This is a genomic window from Vibrio sp. Vb1337, from assembly GCF_033338715.1.
Classification (GTDB): Bacteria; Pseudomonadota; Gammaproteobacteria; order Enterobacterales; family Vibrionaceae; genus Vibrio; species Vibrio alginolyticus.
The window spans coordinates 143,805-164,481 of sequence record NZ_JAWOTD010000006.1 but is presented as its reverse complement, the minus strand read 5'-3'; the positions used below and the strand labels follow the sequence as shown (position 1 = coordinate 164,481).

Below are 20,677 nucleotides of genomic sequence, written 5' to 3'. Positions count from 1 at the left end.
GCAGCCTTTTTTCTATCCGCAAGACAACGGATATGCCCAATAAAAATGTGAAGTACTAAAACTAAAATGATGAATCTAGACGCCTATCAAGATCTTCTTGCTCCCATTAACCAATTTCTGCGATGCAGTACACCTGATGAATGGGTAGAGGAAGCAAAGAAACCAGAGAACCTTCAAACCATTTTGTTAGACCACCTACTGTGCGAACTAAAAGCTGGCCAATCTGCCATGTTTTTAATTCGTAAGTATGCCGTTGACCAATCCAGTTCACATGCTCTACTTGACTGGTTTAAGCCCTACGAAGATTTTGCTTACCGTAACGTAGGCTCATTGGAAACTTTAAAAGGCAAGAGCAATATTTCTAAGTCAATCATGGCTAAGTCCGACTCACCATACAGCCAAGATTTGATCGATAAGATGGTGCTTTTGATAAAAGAGGAGTTACACCACTTTTATCAAGTTTTAGAGATCATGGAAAGTCGTGGAATTGAGTATAAAAATATTCCAGCAAGTCGCTATGCTAAAGGACTGATTTCGCATATGAAGACTCATGAGCCGGAAACGCTGATCGATAAACTCATCATTGGTGCGTACATCGAAGCCCGATCTTGTGAGCGTTTTGCCAAACTAGCACCACATATGGATGACGATATCGCAAAGTTCTACATTTCTTTATTACGTTCAGAAGCACGCCATTACCAGGATTATCTTGTATTAGCGGAGCAAATCGCAGGCAAAGATATCAGCGAGCGCATCGCCTACTTTGGACGTATAGAGGCAGATTTAATTTCTACGCCAGATACAGATTTTAAGTTTCACAGTGGTATTCCAGCCTAGCGAGCATATTCTCCCAAGGTTGAGCATACTCTGAACTTATATAGACAGAGAATAAATAAGCCGGACATTTCGTCCGGCTTATTTATTGTAGCAATGAGGTTAGGAATAAAGCTGAAACACAACAACTAGAGCTGGAATGAACCCATTCGAGTTTTCAAGTTGTGCGCTAGGCTACTAATCTGCTGACAAGCCACAGCCGTTTGTGAAGCTCCCTCAGCCATCTCTGTTGAAGCACTATTAATATGCTCCACGCTGCGATTCAGCTCTTCGGATACAGAATTCTGCTCACTGCACGCCGTTGCGATTTGTGTGCTCATTTGCGCTATGTTATCGACAGAATGTTCAATTTCTTTTATCTGGCTATCAGCATCATTAACTTGCTCAACACACTGAGAAATACCCTCCTGACAATCACGGCTTGAATGCCCTATTTTACTGCTGCTCTCTTGTAGCTGATTAACAATTTCCACAATTTGTGAAGTGGAGTCTTGAGTGCGTTGCGCCAGAGAACGAACCTCATCTGCCACAACAGCAAACCCACGTCCTTGTTCACCAGCCCGAGCGGCTTCAATTGCGGCGTTCAGTGCTAACAAGTTTGTTTGCTCGGCAATCCCGCGGATCACATCGACGACCACATTGATATTGTTTGAGCTCGATTCAAGCTCACGTGCTAGTTCATCTGATTCTTGGATCGTATGTGATACACGCTCAATTACTGCGATAGTTTGTTGTAACGTCGCCGTTCCTTGCTTTGCCACTTCCGCAGCCGAATAAGCAGAGGTTGCGCCAACTTCGGTATTTTGTGCCACTTCACTTACAGCAGCTTGCATCTCTGTCATCGCAGAAGCCACCGAGCTAAGTTCAATTTGTTGATTTTGCATACCAGAGGCGGTCTGAGAAGAAATAGCACTCACTTCCTCTACTGCTGCCGTTAGCTGAATCGTTGAGTCATTAATCTCAGAAACCAACGAATGTAAGTTTGTTTGCATACCGACAAGCTCTTTGAGCAACGTTCCTAACTCGTCTTTGCTCAATTCACTTTCGTCGATTTGATTATTCAATTGACCCTTGGCGATTTTGGAAGCGAATTCCAATGCTCGATCAACAGGCCCGCAAATGACTCGAGAAAGCAACATGGCAGACATTACCATGACCAATGCGACGACGAGCGCACCAACAGCAGCGCTGTATTGTGTTAATGCCGCTTCACTTTGTACTTCTTCACCAATCAAATTCACCAACTCATCGTTCAACGCGAGGGTATCATCCAAGCTGCTCAACGCTTTTGAGTAGGTATCGAAACTTGATAAAATTACATCATTTGCACTTTCAGCATCACCTTGGCTTAGCAGTGCGTTGTAAGTCTTCGTTTCTTTGATGTATTGATTCCAAGTTTCTTTAAAAACGCTAAAAGACTGCGTTTCACGCTTATTAAGGTCGAGCTTTTCGTATTCTGCAATACCAGCCTGCACATCAGAACGCCATTGGTCGAGGCCTTTTAACCACTCACCAATTTTGGGGTGATTTGCGTTTGGCAATAAAGAGAACTCATCTTTACGCACTTTAGTAATATCAACTTGGATACCTTTCAAAATCGCAACAGAAGGTAAACTTTTATCTGTTAACACTGAGATGTCTTTATTCAGTGTTAACAAACCTTGCACCAACATTACTGACACTAAACCAAACACGGCAAAAACGGTTAAATAACTAACCGATATTTTCTTTACGACACTTAAGTCTTTAATACGCATGCACTTTCTCCCCGCAGCCTTTCCAAACCTCTCACTTAAGTGAAAGCTTAACCTCTAAAACACACTGTTTTTTGCGCTCGATATCATTGAACGCTCTTATATACATCGGCTTGAGAGATCAAATCTTGACCAGTAATTGATAGTTTTATCACAAGCTATTTTAGAGATAGGCTCGTATGCTCCGTATTGTGTCTACATCTTTTCATGAGCGCTTCTCGGCGCAGATCCAAGATCTCATCGATGAGCTTTTCTTTCGCGTTTATCCCAAAATGCTGGGCATAATTTTTTACTTTTGCTATCTCATTAGGCTGCAAGCGGTACACCTCTTTCTTTAAACGCGCTTCTGCTTCACTTCTAATCAGACCTTGCTCTTGTAACAATTTAATGATGGTTTCATCGGTTGGATTTACTGCTCTAGCCATGGTGCTCCATCTATCAATTTGAGTTCTAGCCATATGGCTAGATGAATGACGCCGCACAACTTATAGAGCAAAGATGACAGCTTGATTGCAGTGAATGCAATTCGTTGACTGTTGGTATTATTTTTCCACCGCTTCAACGGCCACACACTCAATACCCCCATCCTAACCATTGAATAAAGATCACATTCTGATAACAATTTTCAGCGCTGGCTTAGATGTCATCCATATTTAACGTGCAAGTAACATTTATAAACAAGAATGATTGCTCTAGTTCAAATGATGGAAAAATAAGATGAAATTTTCGCAGTGGAGCCTTTTATTAAGTAGCTTGATAGCGTTACCCTGCATTGCAGATACCGACGTTTACCTAACGAATAACTCTGATCAACCGTTAACTATTCAAGTAAAACATGAAGGCAGTGATTTGCTTCAATACGGAGAAGAGTGGCAACAACATGTGCAGGTACTTGGTCCGTGGGAAACTAAATCTGTATTAAGCTTCAACCGCTGGGAGGGCGTGAAATCAAATCAAACTTACCGTTTTGAAACGGTGGTTTCTAGCCCCGAAGGTGAAAGCATAACACTCAATCAAATAATGGAAGGCCATTGGTACAATTCGACCATTGAATACGGCTTGTCCGCAGCCGATGTCGAGTTATCACTCAAAGATGATCGTAACATTCATCGTGCCAACACTAACGCTTTTGGTGCGAGAGAAACCGAACTGGCATTTAAGTCAGACAGTACCGCTCGATATGATGATCTTTACTACACCATCACGCCAAGCAAGGTAGCGGAGTCTGTCGACAACGAAGAACAAAACCTTAAGTTGATGACTTATAACATCTGGGCGTTGACGGCTATTGCATCGCACATTGGAGATCGTTACGAACTGATTCCTCAACATGTAAAAGGTTACGATGTTTTGGCGCTGCAAGAGGTGTTTGCCAGCGGCCGTGAAGCATTCTTACGTGAGTTAGCCAAGGAATATCCTTACCAAACAAAGATGTTAGATAAAGAAGGCGTTAATATTCATGATGGTGGCGTAATCATAGTTAGTCGCTACCCTATCGTGAACGAAGCGCAATATGTCTTTCCCGATTGCTCTGGTACAGACTGCTTTGCCGATAAAGGCGTAAATTATGCGGAAATAATTAAAGGTGGTCAGGCTTACCATGTGTTTGCTACCCATACCGCATCTTTCGATACAGACACCGCCCGTGAGTATCGTCAGCGCCAGTTCAAACAAATCCGCGCACTCGCCCAATCTCTTAAAATTCCTTCAAGCGAAACTGTGGTATACAGCGGCGACTTTAACGTAAACAAAAGAAAGTTCCCTAGTGACTACCAACAAATGATCGCTAACTTAAGCGCCATCGAACCTCACTACTCTGGTTACACGGAGTCAACCTTTGATCCCCGTATCAATAACTTTGCAGGTGAAGCGTTATCAGGTGGCGAAAACGTGGAATACCTTGACTATGTTATGGTGAGTAGTGAATACGGGGTGAAATCATTCAATGACAACCGTGTAGACGTGCCGCGCACAACCGCAGAGAGTTTATGGAAACACTACAACCTTTCTGACCATTTCCCAGTAAGCGCAACAATCAAGCCATGAAGAAAATCGCTTTGATAATCATGTCCGCCATTATGGCGGGCATGATATTTTTAACTTTCAATCACGATGTTCAAAAAGAAGAGCTCGCTTCCTCTCCTTCCCCTAAGACAAAAAATAAGAGTGTCTCAAGTACATCACCACAAACAAATAGCATCGTGCCCGATACGGATACTTCACCACAAACAACTAAGCTCCCTTCCACAGTTCAAATAACGACTGAGCGATTAACTCAACTCAAAGGCAGGAAACTTGTCGCCCAACTTGAGACGTTTTGGCAAGAGTGTATGTTGAACCGTAGTTGTGAAGAGCAGGTCGCCTTGTTTGAGGCGCATTTATCTTCAGCTCGATTCCAGCTTTTGGCGAACTACCCTCAGCTCAGCAGCCAATGGCAAGAGAGTGTAGGAAATTTGTTATTTGATGAGCAACAATCACTGGCGTCGCGTATTGCACAGCTGAAGAACGAAGCAAGAAGCATCTGGGGAGAATTGGCTGATGTTGTTTTCGCGGATGAGTTCGCGCTGTACGATTTCAACTTAGAAGCCCAAAAGCTGGACACTCAAAGCCCAGATAACTTTTTGCGAGCTTTCAAGCAACTCACCATTGACTGGCAAGAACATGCAGGTGCGATCGGGCTAACAAGCGACCAGGAAAAATATGAGCGTGCGGTCACCCTGATTCCTAATAGTATAAGCCTACCAGATCGCTTGGCGCTCATCGCAGAGCTAGAACGAACTTACTTAACGAAAGAAGAAAGTAAAAACATTCATGCTCGTCAGCAGCAAATTACAGAGCAAAAAAAACGAGTCAAAGATTATCAACAAGCATTACAGCAACTTGAGTCCAAACTAAGAACGCAAAGAGCCTCTAGCCATTCACATTTGTCAGAACCGGAATGGCAAAGCTATTACCAACAAGAAGTCGCGGATTTTCGTCGTGAATTTTTTTCTTCTTAATAATGCGCTTTGACTGACTGGGAACTTAAAAAGGCACGTTGCTAACCAGCCGTCGTGCCTTATGTTCAACTCTCTACTTTTAATTCAGAATAAATTTAAACCAAATACATCTTTCACATCAAATAGCACTTTTTCGGTTTTCTCGCGAGAACGCTCACTACCTTGTTTTAAAATATCAATCAGCTGCGCTTTATCATTCAAATACATAGCGCGCTTTTCTCGAATAGGGCGAAGCATCTCTTGTAAGCATTCTTCTAACACTTTCTTGGTCAAACCATCACCTAACCCACCTCGTCGATAATGGTCTTTTAGCTGTTCGACATAATTTTTATCAGGATGAAAAGCATCGAGGTAGATGAATACAATATTCCCTTCGACTTGGCCAGGGTCCTCAATTTTCAGATGATTGGGATCGGTATACATAGATTTCACTGCCGCGGAAATCTCCTTTTCGGAGGCCCCTAAGTTGATTGCGTTCCCCATGCTTTTAGACATCTTATTTTTACCGTCAGTACTCGGCAAACGAGGTGCATCGCTAAGTAATGGACGGCATTCTCTAAGAACCTCTTTTCCACCCAGATGGTTTATTTTTCTCACGATTTCATTAGTTTGCTCTAACATTGGCAGTTGGTCATCACCCACTGGTACTAGCGTCGCATGAAACCCCGTAATATCAGCAGCTTGAGAAATTGGATACGTTAAAAAGCCTGCGGGAATAGAGCGTTCAAAACCTTTACTCTGAATCTCATTTTTAACCGTAGGGTTTCGCTCTAATCGTGCGATAGAAACTAGATTACTGTAATACATTGTCAACTCGGCTAACGCTGGAATTTGAGACTGCAACGTGATCGTAGTTTGAGCGGGGTTGATACCAACAGCCAAATAATCTGCAACGACATTGAGAATATTAGAGGATACCTTTGATGGATTATGCGCGTTATCCGTCAACCCTTGCATGTCCGCGACCAAGATTGTTTGCTCGTGCTCCGTTTGCAATTTGACTCGTTGTTTCAATGAACCAATATAGTGCCCTAGGTGTAATGGACCTGTTGCTCGATCTCCGGTAAGTATAATTTCACGCTGAGATGTGTTTTTATGGGTATTCATATTTGTCTCCAAGTATTTAATAGATCGCTACTGGAGATAAAAAGATCAAACACTCTTAGCTACCATCCAGCAGCTTAAGAATGTAAGTATTCCGCGCCGCTCTATTTAGAGCGCCACCAAGAGAAGGTTGTTAATGAAGGGCGAACGTGTATTTTCATGTTTTTTAAACTAACAGCACATACCGCAGAACTCAATCTGTTTTGTACTGAATTAGTGTGAGTGTTCCAACAGCCAATTAATAGGATTACATTGGTAAAGACATCGCAATGACCAAAACCGCACCAAATACCGAACCAGAGACAAACGCACACAGTACAGTTTTGTTGTGTTTCCTTTTCATTGATGAACTCCTATCCATAACTACGATGACCAGCCCTCACATCTAATACGCATGTGGATGCATCACGACAACGAGTTAACCAACATATCGCACGTAGGACCAGTACCGCTTTGTTAAATTGGGACCTCGTCCATAACTTGGAGTGTAAATGACTCCGGAACCTACAACAGAAGAAAATTTCATCACGTTACTGTCCTACCCTCCGGGTTTGTGGCTTAATAGGCAACAGGAACACTTTTTTCTTTTGCTGCGGATACTTACATGGAAGCTGTTTTACATCAGTTGCAATTCTCTTTGTCGATAACCGGACCTATCTGTTTGATGTTGGTACTTGGCGTTCTTTTTAAGCGCTTTGGTCTAATCAACGATAATTTTATCGAAGTAGGCTCTAAACTGGTGTTTCAAGTTACCTTGCCTGCAATGTTATTTGTCAGCATTGTGGCTTCAGAACACGACTTTTCCGCGGCAAGTGGATTCGTCAATTTCGGCGTCATCGCTAGTATTTCGTTTTTCATTTTCACCTACCTTTCCGTCAAACTTCTGTTCAAAGCATCGCCTGACCAAGGCGTTCTCATCCAAGGTGGGTTCCGAGCAAATACAGGTATTATTGGTATCGCTTACGTTGCCAATGCGTATGGTTCTCAAGGTGTGGCGCTAGCAGCGCTCTATGTCGCGGTCACCACATTTATTTATAACGTCCAAGCGGTCATTTGCTTATCGCCCAAGGGGGCAACGTCTGCCTCGCAAGCAGCAAAGATGATGGGCCGAACACTGACTAGGAATCCGCTTATAATCTCCATTGTTCTAGGAATGACTTTTTATTTACTCGCTATTCCAGTACCGAATGTGGTTATTGACGCAGGAGACTACTTGTCCAAAATGACATTGCCTTTGGCGCTGTTGTGTACAGGTGGCTCACTTGACTTTAGCTTGATGAGAAAAGAGAAAGGTCCATCTTGGTTTGCGAGCAGTTACAAGCTCATCGTAGCGCCAGTCATCATCACCATGGGAGCTTACTTAGTAGGATTTCGAGGAATTGAGCTAGGTATTCTTTTCTTTATGAACGCCTCTCCAGTCGCTGCTGCCAGCTATGTCATGGCGCGTTCCATGGGAGGCAATGCCACGTTAGCTGCAAATATCATCGCACTCACTACGGTGCTTTCTACCGTGACCTGTACGTTGGGCATCCTATTTCTTAAGTTCTACAGCTTAATATAATTGGTCCGCGATAAAATAAAGACGCTAAACAGCATTGATGTCAGTTACTGGTCGTGATTCGCAAAAGTGAGCTTTCTTACCAGACGAAAAAATTCACTCGCTTCAGATTCCGACAAACAAGAAAAAAACTCTTTCTGTAAATTCGTCATGATTTGATGAACTTGCTTTAAAGCATTTGCCCCCTCTTTTGTCATGCTTAGCATTTTAAGGCGCTGATTCGATTTACTTTTAGAAACTTGAACAAACCCTCTCTTTTCCAGATTGTCCACCATCCGCTTTGCTACACTTCGCTCAGTTCGAACCGCATCAGCTAACGCTTGCTGGCTCATAGGCTGAAATTCTTCTAAAGCGGCCAGTGCACTTGCCATTTCTAGTGTCATCAAATTTTGCCGAGAGAGCTCAGCTTGGGCACGATTGCGGTACATGCGCTGCATCACACCACAAACAAACATAGGACTTTGATCCAAAACGGAAATTGGGGAAATTTTCTGATCTTTCATCGTCGTTTTTCTTCTTTAGGCTTTCATTCGGCCGAAAAGGCTGTGCTGATACTGCACACAACACGCCGTCTTTCAGGCTCGCGTCATAGACGGTAACCACCAAGTGAAAACATAAAATAAAGAGCGCCGAAGCGCCCTTTTATTGTGTTTATTATCACTAGTATAACTCAGTTAACACAACCAAGTCCTACTCGCTTTGCTGAGTGGGTTTAGTGCTGGTCTCAGACAACTCTGCCTCAGACTCTTTTCTCGCACGTCGATCAAACAATCGCTCAACCACTACAAAGAAGATTGGGACGAAGAATATACCCAATATCGTGGCACTGATCATGCCACCAAGTACGCCGGTACCCACTGCGTTTTGACCTGCCGATCCCACACCTGAGCTGATAGCAAGTGGTACCACACCCAAACCAAAAGCAAGCGATGTCATGATAATTGGGCGCAGACGAACGCGAACAGCATGTAAGGTTGCTTCGATAAGCCCAGCGCCTTTCTCATAGTAGTCCTTTGCAAACTCAACAATCAGAATGGCGTTTTTGGTTGCCAAGCCGACCGTCGTTAATAAGCTCACCTGGAAGAACACATCGTTATCCATACTGCGCGTCATTACCGCAAGCACAGCACCAAGCACACCAAGAGGAACAACTAACACCACGGCGAAAGGTACTGACCAACTTTCATACAAAGCGGCAAGAACTAAGAATACGACGAGGATAGATAGCGCATATAGCATTGGCGCTTGGTTTCCGGAAAGGCGCTCTTCATACGAAATACCATTCCAGTTCACCGTGAAGCCTTCCGGTAGCTTTTCTACCATTGCTTCAATTTCTTCCATGGCTTCACCAGTACTTACACCAGGAGCTGCACCGCCTTGAATATTCATTGCTGGCAAACCATCAAAGCGCTGCAAAAGAGGAGACCCATAGGTCCACTCGCCACTCGCAAAAGCAGAGAAAGGCACCATCTCTCCTTTAGCGTTGCGTACGTACCATGAATCGAAGTCTTTTGGCTGCATGCGGTATTCCGCATCACTTTGCACCATCACTTTCTTCACACGACCGCGGTCAATATAATCGTTAATGTAAGCCCCGCCCCATGCAGCTGACAGGATTTGGTTTACGTCATTGATACTGACATCCAAAGCACGAAGTTTGACGTGGTCAATGTTCACTTTGTACATTGGCGCATCTGCCTGACCGTTTGGACGAACACCGACAAGTTTCGGGGTTTGTGCTGCCATGCCCAGAAGTTGCCCTTGAGCCGCAACTAATGCATCGTGCCCTTTATTCAACGAGTCTTGGAGATAGAAATCGAAACCTGTCGAGTTACCTAGCTCTTGAATCGCTGGAGGGGCGAACGCAAACACCAAAGCTTCTTTAATGGTAGAGAAGTACCCCATCGCTCGACCAGTAATGGAAGCGGCATCGGCGCCAGGCGCTTCACGCTCAGACCAATCTTTCAGACCGATAAATGCCATCCCCATGTTTTGGCCTTGGCCTGCGAAACTAAATCCAGCAACGGAGAAGACAGACTTTACATTGTCTTTTTCGTCTACTAGGTAAAAGTCACGCATTTTCTCAAGTGTTTTTTCCGTCTGTTCTTGTGTTGAGTTAGGCGGCAAAATAGCCATTGAGAATACTGTGCCTTGGTCTTCATCTGGCAAAAATGACGTTGGAAGGTTCATAAATAACCAGCCAGCACCTGCACTCATTGCCAAAAATACAACCAACATGCGACCTGTGCGTTTTAGAAGTTTGGCAACGCCGGTTTCATAGCCTGCTGTCATCGCATCAAACTTGCGGTTAAACCAGCCAAAGAAGCCTTTCTTCTCTAGAAGCTCAGCATCGCCTTTTTTCAGCAACGTAGCACACAATGCTGGAGTCAGAATTATCGCAACCAAAACGGAAAGCGTCATAGCCGCCACAATAGTTATTGAAAACTGACGGTAAATAACCCCGGTAGAACCAGACATAAACGCCATAGGGACGAATACCGCTGAAAGCGTCAAACCGACACCAATCAGGGCACCAGTAATCTGTCCCATCGATTTTTTGGTCGCTTCTTTGGGCTCTAAACCATCTTCATGCATCACACGCTCGACGTTTTCTACCACAACGATGGCATCATCCACCAGCAAACCGATAGCCAGAACCATCGCGAACATGGTTAACGTGTTTACGCTAAATCCAGTCGCGTACAAAATAGCGAAGGTTCCGAGCAATACGACAGGCACTGCGATCGTTGGAATGATCGTCGCACGGAAGTTCTGCAAGAACAGGTACATGATTAAGAACACAAGAAGAATAGCTTCTAATAGCGTTTTAACCACTTCTTGAATCGAGGCTTTGACGAATGGCGTTGTTTCAAATGGGTACGCAATCTGCAACCCTTCTGGGAACGTTGCACTCAGTTGTTCTAAGCGCTCTTTTACCGCATTGGCTGTCTCAAGCGCGTTTGCGCCAGTACCTAATGAAATACCTAACCCCGACGCTGGGAAGCCATTATATTGGCCTCGAATATCATAACTTTCTGCACCACGCTCAACGCGAGCTACATCTTTCAAATAAACATTCGAACCACTGGCGTCGGACTTAAGAATGATGTCTTGGAACTCTTCTACACTGCTCAAACGACTTGCAGAAGAAATCGTAGCATTCAACAACTGACCTTCCTGCGCAGGTGCCGCACCCAGTTGACCTGAAGAAACTTGCGCGTTCTGTTCACTGATCGCGTTCGCTACATCGATTGCGGTCAAGTTGAACTGCGTAAGCTTAAATGGATCCAGCCAAACTCGCATCGCATACTGCGCACCAAACGCCTGCACTTGTCCTACGCCAGTTACACGACTTATCGGGTCTTGAATATTCGTTACAACAAAGTCGCCGATATCGTTTTCTGTAAAGTCAGGATCTTCAGAATAAACTGCGACAACCATGAGAAATGCCGTATTGGATTTATTGACGACAATACCTTGGTTTTGTACCTCCATCGGCAATGAAGTCAATGCCAATTGCAGTTTGTTCTGCACCTGTACTTGCGCGATATCAGGATCAGCTTCGCTATCAAACGTCAGGGTAATTGTCGCATTACCAAATGCATCACTGCTCGATGATAGGTAGCGAAGGTAATCTAATCCCGTCATGTTTTGCTCGATAACTTGCGTTACCGAGTCTTCAACGGTTTTTGCTGATGCACCTGGATAGCGAGCACTGATGGTGATCGTCGTCGGTGAAATCGTTGGGTATTGCGAGACGGGTAAATTGAATAATGACATTACCCCCGCCAACATCGTTAGAATCGCGAGAACCCAAGCAAATACCGGACGATCGATAAAAAATCGTGCCATGATTACTCCTGTTCACCGTTTTGGATAGTTACCGAACTGCCTGGCCCTACCTTTTGTAAACCGGCGGTAATGACTTTATCACCCGCGTTCAAACCATCAATAATGCGCCATTGGCTATTGATCGCTTCGGCAGTCTTCACTGGTTTCGCTTCCACTTTGTTCTCGCCATTAACCGTCATCACTGTCGCTTTACCTGTCGCATCACGAGATACCGTATTTTGTGGTATTAGAATCGCATCAGGGTCGACACCAGTAATGACCGTCGCACGAACAAACATTCCAGGTAGCAACAAACCGTCAGGGTTTGGGAATTCGGCACGAAGCGTCACGCTGCCCGTACTTTCGTTCACATTGACCTCAGTAAATTTCATTGTGCCTTTGTGTTCGTAAGTGCTGCCATCTTCAAGCATCAATGTAACTTGCGCAGAGTCATCTTCTTGCATATGGCCTTGGGAGAGTGATGCTTTCAAACGCAGCAGTTGCGCGGATGATTGCACAATATCAACATTGATAGGGTCAAGCTGCTGAATGGTCGCTAATTTGGCAGCTTGGTTAGCCGTAACCAACGCACCCGCTGTCACACTCGATTTACCGATCACCCCGCTAATCGGAGCTTTGACTTGCGTATAATCTAAGTTGATTTTTGCTGTGTTGATCTTGGCTTTTGCGACTAGGACCTGCGCTTTCGCTTCTTTGTATGCCGCTTCTGCTTCATCCAAGTCTTGTTGGCTGATGGATTTTTTGGTGATCAAGGTTCTGTAACGCTTCACCGTGGCATAGGTCGACTCTGCCGCAGCTTGCGCACGAATTAATTCCGCTTCAGCGCTCAGCAAATCCGCCTGAAATGATGAATCATCAATTTGATATAGCGACTGTCCTTGTTCAACAAGGCCACCTTCAACAAAATTTCGCTCCGAAATAATGCCAGTGACTTGCGGACGAACTTCTGCTTCTTTGAATGCTCTGCTACGACCCGGCAACTCTACTGTCAATGCTTGGCGCGTTGGCTGCACTGTTAACACTTCTACTTCGGTTACGGGCGCAGGCCCCCCACCTTGGCTCGATCCTTCTTCGCTAGGTTGACATCCAACCACAAAAAGGCTCGACGCAATCAGCAGAGATAGCGTGGTTTTACGTCTCATGAATTTTTCTCTCTTATCTACCGACAAGCCTTCAAGATTCCTTATTAAAAGCTTCTAGAATGACTTAATAATGACTAATGGATGTATATCCAGAACAAATTAATTAGGATGATAAATACCCAGTGTTGTACATACAACAAAATTTACAGTTCTATACGCTTACGAAAAACGTTTATGGTAAAGGTGTTATGAAGTTCTCAAATTTGAAGATTTTGGGTTGGAAATCACATTTTCCTGTGTGCAATTGCAATGGTTAAAAAGCAGCAAAAGTGATGATAAAAGCATCATCACGCTGTACAGAGTTTGTTACCGCTGTCTAGGGTTATTTGCCCACTCTGGTATACGAACTAAAGTGAGAAAGGAATGTAAATATAGTCGAAATTTCACAAGTCAGGTTCGCCACTTATCTAAAAAATAACCCGCTAAGAAGCGGGTTATTTCGTCAGTGAGATTGCTGTTCTCAAGCTTATACTTTGAACTGACTGACCTGATGATCTAAACGTTGAGTTTGCTCTGACAACATGGCTAAAGAAGCTTGCGCTTGGTTTACGATTTCCACAATTGAAGTGCTACTGTCTGCAATGCCTTGTACGTTGCTATTTACTTCGTCACTTACTGTACTTTGCTGGCTCGCAGCCGTTGCAATGTGTGTATTCATCTCGTTCATACGTGAAATCGCGTTCAAGATTTCAGAAAGGGATTCACTCGCTCGGCCAGCGGACTTGATCGTTTCATCACTGCTATTTTGGCTACCGCGCATCACTTCTACAGCTTGTCCTGCACCAGATTGTAGCTTTTCAATCATGGTTTGGATTTCTCCCGTACTCTGTTGAGTACGACTGGCTAAAGAACGAACCTCGTCCGCTACCACAGCAAAGCCTCGCCCTTGCTCTCCAGCGCGAGCCGCTTCAATGGCTGCGTTAAGCGCTAATAAGTTTGTTTGCTCGGCAATACCACGAATTACATCCAGTACGGACGCAATGTTACTCACATCATGATCCAATGTGTTAATGACGTGGCTTGCGCTTTCGATTTCACTTGCGAGGCTACGAATTGAGCTAACCGTTTGATCCAAAATAACATTGGTATTGGTAAGTTCATCATTCGCTGTTTGGCTCGCAACCGCAGCTTCGTTAGCGCTATCGCTTACATTTCTGCTGGTGACTTGCATTTCATGCACTGCCGCCGCTACCGCCTCGCTATCTTTTTGCTGAGAAACGGTCGAGTTCGCGATGGTCGTGGTCAACGAGCTAAGATTTGCCATTTCGTTACGTAAGGTATTTGAGCTTTCAATTACCTGAGCGACTGTCATTTGAATTTTGGACACAAACTGGTTAAATGCGTCTGCTAAATTGCCAATTTCGTCTTGTGTTTTTACATCGATTCGCTGACTTAGATCACCTTCACCGGACGCAATTTCTGTCATCGCATTTTTAATATCATTGATAGGCTTCACAACCGTTTGTAACAACAAAAAAGCCATCGCGATAGCGGCAAAAATAACAATCACAATGCCAGCCTCAAGAATGAGTTCTGCTCTTGTTGCAGCCGCTGATATTTCGTCCTTCAATTGGCTTTGCTTTTCTTCTATTGCATCTTTTACAACGTTAAGCTGCGCTCTAACCTCGATAAATTGGTCTTCAAAGGTATGTTTGTGCTCATTGTAGTAACCACGCCATTGAGATTGAGGTAAACGTAGCATCGCCTCATAACTTGCTAACCACTTTTCACCCAAAGAGACAAGCGTTCGAACTTCATTACCATGTGTAGAAGGCATCACACCGGCTTGTGATAGCTCAATCATTTGTTCCATACGTGGCAGTGCTTTGTAGGCGTTGTCTTTGTATTCACCGATGTGATGATCAATATCGTTTTGAGTATCAGAAAGTGCAACACCTTGGATTGCAGATGTTGCTTGGTAAAGATCGCGATAAGCATCCTCAATCGTTAATAAGTTCGGCACGATCTGTTCGTTGAGTGTCTCACTCAATTCAGATTGCTTCCAACTTGTCATAACGTTTAATACAGAGCTCACAATAAACAATCCAATAATCAATGACAGCGGAATCACTATCTTCTGCTTGATCGTTAAGTTCTGGAACATGAATAGACTCTCTTTATTTATGGTATACAAACTGCCGGAAATTATATCAAACAAATAGAGTATACCATTAGGTAAAAGAGGCTATTCAACATGAAATCTAATGACTTTTTGACAAGGGTTCTAATTTCAACAATTAGTTGATTTTATACAAAATTTAACAAATAGATCTTTTCAAAAGATGCAAATTAAAATGCTCTTTCAAAACGAAAAATATGTAACAGAAAGTGAATTTAAAGGGACCACATTTTGAAGAATAGATCGACTCAATGATTTACTGAGGACACATACAAAACACAGTTCTTGGATTGAGCACCACCGCGGAATATGCAAAGGTCCGAACATTTCTTCTAAAGCTCAAAAAAACCATTGTTTATCTGACGTATTTAAGGGTACTCCTTGATGATGTTAGTCGTGATGTTGGCAGACAGGATGCTTACAAGTTTTCGAAGTTAACCAGTAGCACAGTGAACGATTCAAATTTTCTTGAGCGCCAAGGCAATAAAAAAGTTTGCTATTTTCCTCTCAAGAGACACATTAAAGAAAATAATGCAACCTAGTCACAAAGTCTTGCTACATCTTCAGAAAAGAATGATGTTGCTAAACAAATCTGGTGCAGCATACACATTGAAGCTAAACTCGTTTAAGGAACTTTTTCATATCAATATGAGAAAACATAGATTTCTCAAAGTTACACCGACCATTCAACGATTAAACTAATGTTAGCGTACCGGTACGTCCGAAAACTCCATGCATGAACCATTTGAAAGAGCCAAAATGTTCCAACCCAACTTCGCCTCAGTGGAGTGGCGAGTCGTTTCGCTCGCTCTCCTACTCTCTCTTCCTCACACTGCTCAAGCGGATCCACTAGATAAGGAAATTAGCAACCTTCTCCAACAACGTTTTTCTATCGCGGTGTTGCTGTCCGACACTGACGCAATTGCGTTTGGTATTGGCGACTTTGATCCGAATGCATTATTTGATACCGCCAACCCAGAGTTCGGGACTGACGAGTCAATCAATGAACGTCGAAGCAAATCCGTATATGTTCTCCCTTACACGACTAACTTTGACATAGAGGGCAGCGAGGACTTACATGAGCTGTCGTTTAAGGCATTTACGATACAAACAGAGAATGATCTCAAACTATTCGGCACAAGTAAGGATCTTCTCAAGGAAAGGACATACGGTGCATCGATTGGTTATGGGTATCTATACAAAGCAAGTGAAAACGTCACCCTTAGCACCAGAACGACGACTCACCTTATGCGTTATAAAAACTCATTCTCTACCGATAATAAACTTTCATCCATCATTGGAAGAATCCTAGACGGCCGTGCCGTTAACGTTTCAGCATGGGCGGCAATAGTTCAACCATCCATTAAAGCCAAATACACGTCTCCCACAAGTTGGGGGAAATGGCATGCCAGTTCGACATTGAATTCATTCATTGGGCACAGCTGGGGAAGCGCAAATAACGGCAATATAGGCAACCCTAAAGGTTGGTACCTATCTAATGAAATCACCGGTTACTACAATATTTATCACGGTGAGCAAGCTTTATTTACTGGGATTAAAAGAGTCGACCTTTCGCATGATTTAAGCGACGAACTTGGAAGTCCGCATTACTACGAAGCTTCTATAGGATGGCTATTTTATGCACCAAAGCCCTTTGATTGGTTGGACAATTTCGGCATAGGCGTTAACTTCAACTACGGCTCGACTCTCAGAGGTGGCAGCATTCAACTTTACTACAACAAACAATAAAGCCGTCAGTACAGGAACCAGTTGGTAGCATATATAACAAGAAGAACTAGAAGACACAAAAGGAATGGCAGAGTTAGCGTCTTCGCAAACTTTTTCATGAGACTTGGGTTATCAAACACCACACCTTCCGCTTCTCTTACCCTTCGCTCTTCGTCAAAATGCTATTTAATGGCTAAGTAGGCTCCTATCCCTAATACAATAAGCTTAAAAGCTCCAGCAAAGTAAGGAAAGAAATTAGCCCAACTGTCGTTCATTATCCATCTCCATCAAATTCAATATCAGCTTTGCGGTGGCAGAATCCAAGATTCATGTAGAATGCCCCCCTCAAAGTCAGACTCTCTGGCTAGCGTCAGTCTACTGCTCGAGATAGCTGTCCACAACTCTCTTTACCATATCGGCATTTATTAATTATTTAATAAATAACAAGAAAGACACTAGCACACTTGCTGAAAAGTAAGTGTCAGTTTGGATTGAAACTCATCAGGAATCGAAAATGGTCCGCAGTCGACTTGTTGATTTAGTGAAAGCCGAATTACCTAGAGCCAAATCGTTCGCTAGTATAAAAATGTAGCCTATCGCACTTCTGGTCGAGTGCTAACGAACTTATGATGCACATGTCATTAGCAGTGCAATTTTAAGTTTATCAATTAGCTAAAGTTTCCCACCTTAACTGCCAGTAAGTTTGCTGTGTTTGAGATGATCTCGACATGACTAGTGTATAAATAGTATGGAGGTTCAAAGTGAAGGCAAGGCAATTTTCCTTACTAAAAATATTGTTTTTGTAATTTTATTTCAGGATTATCGAAACCATCATAAGGATAATTCGAACTAATCTTAATCCATGCTACTTCAGTTACATTTGCTTTCTTTTACTCACTTCTCGCGACTATTAGTGGCATTTTGAGACAATTTCCTACACTCCTTTCTTTCCCTTAGTTGATATAAATCATGGTTAGAAGAAAACAGAATCACCTGTATTTCTCGATACATGAATCCAAACTGCCCGACTTTTCGTAACTAAATTACAGATAGACACGATTTTTAGTATGGCACGTTTTTGAGGAACCAAGATGTTAGATACCCTCATGCTGTCGCGGATCCAGTTCGCGGCCAATATCAGCTTTCACATTCTCTTCCCGACCATCACCATCGCGTTGGCATGGATGTTGGTGTTTTTCAAGTGGCGATATAACCGCACACAGGCCCCCGTATGGCTCGATGTTTATTACTTCTGGGTCAAGATATTCGCTCTCACTTTCGCCTTGGGTGTGGTATCCGGCATTACGATGAGTTTCCAGTTTGGTACCAACTGGCCAGGCTTTATGGAACGAGTCGGAAACGTAGCTGGACCATTGCTCGGATACGAAGTGATGACCGCCTTCTTTATGGAAGCCACCTTCCTGGGTGTAATGCTTTTTGGACGAGGACGAGTACCGGAATGGGTTCATACTCTCGCCACCGTTCTGGTTGCTGTTGGGACAAGTATGTCCGCATTTTGGATTCTGGTGCTTAACAGCTGGATGCACACACCAAGTGGCTATGAAGTGATTGACGGCATTGTTCATGTGACCAGTTGGAAAGAAGTCATTTTCAATCCTTCTTTACCGTACCGTCTTCTACACACGCTATTAGCATCGGCGCTGACTGCCAGCTTCTTGATTGCAGGTATCTCGGCTTATCAAATAATGAAAAAGTCAGATCACCGCTCAGCCAAACTTGGCCTAAAAGTCGCGCTGTTCGCGGCGGCTGGGTTCATCCCGGTACAAATCTTTGTCGGTGACCTTCACGGGTTAAACACGCTTGAACATCAACCTGCAAAAATTGCAGCGATGGAAGGTGTGTGGGAGACCGAGCAAGGCGCGCCTCTTCTACTATTTGCGATGCCAAATGAAGAAACTCGCAGCAATGATTTTGAAGTGGGCATCCCTAAGTTGGCGAGTTTGATTCTTACGCATGACTTAGACGGGGAAATCCAGGGACTTAACGAGTTTGCGCCTGACCACCCACCAGTGAAGCCCCTGTTCTTTGGTTTCCGCGTGATGGTTGGTGTAGGTGTCCTTATGCTGCTGGTTAGCTGGTATGGCGCGGTGACGCTAGCACGCAAAAAAGCGTTACCTAAACCTTACCTGTACACGGTATTAGCCATGACGTTCTCCGGTTGGATAGCCACATTGGCGGGTTGGTATGTTACTGAGATTGGCCGACAGCCTTGGTTGGTCAGCGGTGTATTGCGTACATCAGAAGCCGTCACCACGGTTGCGAGCAGTAGCGTGATGACTTCGCTCATTATGTACTTAGCCATTTATGCTGCATTGCTGGTTGCGTACATCCATACCCTATTCTATTTGGCGCGCAAAGACATTGCAGCCCATGAAGTCCCACTGACACAACAAGAGGCCTAATCATGCTCGACTATCTACCAGAAATTTATCTTCTGCTGCTTGGCTTCTCGGTCTTTATGTATGCTGTGCTCGACGGCTACGACCTTGGCGTCGGTATCCTTTTACCAAGTGATAATGAAGCGCAACGTGACCGAATGATAGCCTCTATCGGCCCTTTCTGGGACGCGAACGAAACGTGGTTGGTGTTAGCCGTTGGTATTTTGTTGATTGCCTTTCCTACCGCTCACAGTTTGATTTTAACGGAGCTCTATATGCCGACCGCCATAATGCTTATCGCACTGATAATGCGTGGCGTGGCGTTCGATTTCCGAGCCAAAGCGAACTCGGATCATAAACCTCATTGGGATTGGTGCTTCAGAATTGGCTCGCTAATCACCGCACTAACTCAGGGTTACATGGTGGGTCGTTACATCATGGGATTTGAACAATCAACCGAAGCATTTGGCTTTGCTTGGTTAAGCGCACTTTGTGTAGCAGCGGCGTACGTTTACATCGGTGGCGCATGGTTAGTACTAAAAACGGAAGGTGATTTGCAAATACGCTCGGCCCGTTGGTCTCGCCGTGCTGGTTGGTTAGCGGCCTTAGGAATCTTGGTGGTTAGCGTTGTAAACCCAATTGTAAATCAACAAGTTGCCTTGCGTTGGTTCAGCTTCCCAGAAATCTTGTTGCTTGCCCCAGTTCCGTTAATTGTATTGGCAACCATCTTCCTAGTTGATCGCTATTTGCGTCAGGTTCCAATGGTGAATGATCTGGGTGTGCGTTGGCCTTTCTTTGGTGTCACCGTCATTTTCGCGTTGAGCTTTCTCGGTCTTGCGTACAGCTTCTTCCCAGAAGTTGTGCCGGGGTTGATGACCGCACAACAAGCGGCCTCCTCACCTGCGACATTAATAATCGTGGGCTACGGTGTGATGATTGTTATGCCGGTGATATTGCTTTACACCTTTGTGGTATACCGGATCTTCAAAGGCAAAGCGACAGAACTTAGCTACAAGTAGGAAAGGGAATTCCTCAACAAAGCGCCGCTGCTCATGCGGCGTTTTTTTTGCAGTACTCAACGACTAAAGTATCTACCCAAGGCGACTGAGTGGGAACGCTGAGAGAATGTAGCGGCAGCCAGTAGTTTGTTCCTAACTAGAACGAGATAACCGTTTCTCAACTATAGCG

14 protein-coding genes and 1 pseudogene are annotated in these 20,677 nt (G+C 44.1%); 7 read left to right on the top strand and 8 right to left on the bottom strand.

The window, feature by feature from the left end; genetic code table 11:
- Positions 1-66: 66 nt before the first annotated feature.
- Positions 67-837, top strand: coding sequence for a tRNA isopentenyl-2-thiomethyl-A-37 hydroxylase MiaE (gene miaE, locus R7E42_RS09155; RefSeq protein ID WP_017634952.1), 771 nt, complete (start codon positions 67-69; stop codon positions 835-837).
- A 125-nt stretch (positions 838-962) separates the two neighbouring features.
- Here the strand turns inward: miaE and R7E42_RS09150 are convergent, their stop codons facing one another.
- Both R7E42_RS09150 and R7E42_RS09145 read right to left on the bottom strand, forming a co-directional pair.
- The gene (locus tag R7E42_RS09150) at positions 963-2,591 is read right to left on the bottom strand and encodes a methyl-accepting chemotaxis protein (RefSeq protein WP_318072589.1); all 1,629 of its coding nucleotides are present in this window, start codon (positions 2,589-2,591) and stop codon (positions 963-965) included.
- Between the two features lie 155 nt (positions 2,592-2,746).
- Complete coding sequence (locus R7E42_RS09145) at positions 2,747-3,013, bottom strand: hypothetical protein (protein WP_005388970.1); 267 nt, start codon at positions 3,011-3,013, stop codon at positions 2,747-2,749.
- Positions 3,014-3,305: 292 nt separating this feature from the next.
- On the opposite strand from R7E42_RS09145, the gene R7E42_RS09140 reads away from it, so the two are divergent.
- Both R7E42_RS09140 and R7E42_RS09135 read left to right on the top strand, forming a co-directional pair.
- Complete coding sequence (locus R7E42_RS09140) at positions 3,306-4,634, top strand: sphingomyelin phosphodiesterase (protein ID WP_005388972.1); 1,329 nt, start codon at positions 3,306-3,308, stop codon at positions 4,632-4,634.
- Positions 4,631-5,587, top strand: coding sequence for an ATP-dependent dsDNA exonuclease (locus R7E42_RS09135; protein WP_253656958.1), 957 nt, complete (start codon positions 4,631-4,633; stop codon positions 5,585-5,587). The genes R7E42_RS09140 and R7E42_RS09135 overlap by 4 nt, the downstream gene beginning before the upstream one ends.
- A gap of 84 nt (positions 5,588-5,671) precedes the next feature.
- On the opposite strand, the gene trpS is transcribed toward R7E42_RS09135, so the two are convergent.
- Positions 5,672-6,694, bottom strand: a complete 1,023-nt coding sequence (gene trpS, locus R7E42_RS09130; protein ID WP_137281842.1) for a tryptophan--tRNA ligase — start codon at positions 6,692-6,694, stop codon at positions 5,672-5,674.
- A 601-nt stretch (positions 6,695-7,295) separates the two neighbouring features.
- Here trpS and R7E42_RS09125 point away from each other — a divergent pair.
- Entirely contained in the window at positions 7,296-8,252 is a 957-nt protein-coding gene (locus R7E42_RS09125) for an AEC family transporter (RefSeq protein ID WP_258473566.1), read from the top strand.
- A 44-nt stretch (positions 8,253-8,296) separates the two neighbouring features.
- On the opposite strand, the gene R7E42_RS09120 is transcribed toward R7E42_RS09125, so the two are convergent.
- The 4 genes from R7E42_RS09120 to R7E42_RS09105 form a co-directional block, all read right to left on the bottom strand.
- Positions 8,297-8,752 (bottom strand): MarR family winged helix-turn-helix transcriptional regulator, encoded by a 456-nt coding sequence (locus R7E42_RS09120; protein ID WP_017635039.1) that lies wholly within the window; start codon positions 8,750-8,752, stop codon positions 8,297-8,299.
- Between the two features lie 187 nt (positions 8,753-8,939).
- Positions 8,940-12,101, bottom strand: coding sequence for an efflux RND transporter permease subunit (locus R7E42_RS09115; RefSeq protein WP_318072588.1), 3,162 nt, complete (start codon positions 12,099-12,101; stop codon positions 8,940-8,942).
- A 2-nt stretch (positions 12,102-12,103) separates the two neighbouring features.
- Complete coding sequence (locus R7E42_RS09110; protein ID WP_017635040.1) at positions 12,104-13,243, bottom strand: efflux RND transporter periplasmic adaptor subunit; 1,140 nt, start codon at positions 13,241-13,243, stop codon at positions 12,104-12,106.
- A 466-nt stretch (positions 13,244-13,709) separates the two neighbouring features.
- Positions 13,710-15,347 carry a methyl-accepting chemotaxis protein gene (locus R7E42_RS09105; protein WP_053307463.1) on the bottom strand — a complete coding sequence of 546 codons (1,638 nt, stop codon included), beginning with the start codon at positions 15,345-15,347 and terminating at the stop codon, positions 13,710-13,712.
- 774 nt (positions 15,348-16,121) lie between these two features.
- Here R7E42_RS09105 and R7E42_RS09100 point away from each other — a divergent pair.
- On the top strand, positions 16,122-17,111 hold the full coding sequence (locus tag R7E42_RS09100) for a Solitary outer membrane autotransporter beta-barrel domain (protein ID WP_167415112.1): 990 nt from the start codon (positions 16,122-16,124) through the stop codon (positions 17,109-17,111).
- A gap of 5 nt (positions 17,112-17,116) precedes the next feature.
- On the opposite strand, the pseudogene R7E42_RS09095 reads toward R7E42_RS09100, so the two are convergent.
- A pseudogene (locus R7E42_RS09095) lies at positions 17,117-17,365 on the bottom strand (hypothetical protein).
- 816 nt (positions 17,366-18,181) lie between these two features.
- On the opposite strand from R7E42_RS09095, the gene R7E42_RS09090 reads away from it, so the two are divergent.
- Together R7E42_RS09090 and R7E42_RS09085 are read left to right on the top strand one after the other, a co-directional pair.
- Positions 18,182-19,513: a cytochrome ubiquinol oxidase subunit I gene (locus R7E42_RS09090; RefSeq protein ID WP_206969718.1), complete on the top strand. Its 1,332-nt coding sequence runs from the start codon at positions 18,182-18,184 to the stop codon at positions 19,511-19,513.
- Between the two features lie 2 nt (positions 19,514-19,515).
- Positions 19,516-20,508, top strand: coding sequence for a cytochrome d ubiquinol oxidase subunit II (locus R7E42_RS09085; RefSeq protein ID WP_005388401.1), 993 nt, complete (start codon positions 19,516-19,518; stop codon positions 20,506-20,508).
- The last annotated feature ends 169 nt before the right edge of the window (positions 20,509-20,677 follow it).

Coding starts and splice junctions, on each gene's coding strand:
- R7E42_RS09135 (WP_253656958.1), top strand. CDS start 4,631: ATGAAGAAAATCGCTTTGATAATCATGTCCGCCATTATGGCGGGCATG.
- R7E42_RS09115 (WP_318072588.1), bottom strand. CDS start 12,101: ATGGCACGATTTTTTATCGATCGTCCGGTATTTGCTTGGGTTCTCGCG.
- R7E42_RS09120 (WP_017635039.1), bottom strand. CDS start 8,752: ATGAAAGATCAGAAAATTTCCCCAATTTCCGTTTTGGATCAAAGTCCT.
- miaE (WP_017634952.1), top strand. CDS start 67: ATGATGAATCTAGACGCCTATCAAGATCTTCTTGCTCCCATTAACCAA.
- R7E42_RS09105 (WP_053307463.1), bottom strand. CDS start 15,347: ATGTTCCAGAACTTAACGATCAAGCAGAAGATAGTGATTCCGCTGTCA.
- R7E42_RS09085 (WP_005388401.1), top strand. CDS start 19,516: ATGCTCGACTATCTACCAGAAATTTATCTTCTGCTGCTTGGCTTCTCG.
- R7E42_RS09145 (WP_005388970.1), bottom strand. CDS start 3,013: ATGGCTAGAGCAGTAAATCCAACCGATGAAACCATCATTAAATTGTTA.
- R7E42_RS09110 (WP_017635040.1), bottom strand. CDS start 13,243: ATGAGACGTAAAACCACGCTATCTCTGCTGATTGCGTCGAGCCTTTTT.
- R7E42_RS09140 (WP_005388972.1), top strand. CDS start 3,306: ATGAAATTTTCGCAGTGGAGCCTTTTATTAAGTAGCTTGATAGCGTTA.
- R7E42_RS09100 (WP_167415112.1), top strand. CDS start 16,122: ATGTTCCAACCCAACTTCGCCTCAGTGGAGTGGCGAGTCGTTTCGCTC.
- R7E42_RS09090 (WP_206969718.1), top strand. CDS start 18,182: ATGTTAGATACCCTCATGCTGTCGCGGATCCAGTTCGCGGCCAATATC.
- R7E42_RS09125 (WP_258473566.1), top strand. CDS start 7,296: ATGGAAGCTGTTTTACATCAGTTGCAATTCTCTTTGTCGATAACCGGA.
- R7E42_RS09150 (WP_318072589.1), bottom strand. CDS start 2,591: ATGCGTATTAAAGACTTAAGTGTCGTAAAGAAAATATCGGTTAGTTAT.
- trpS (WP_137281842.1), bottom strand. CDS start 6,694: ATGAATACCCATAAAAACACATCTCAGCGTGAAATTATACTTACCGGA.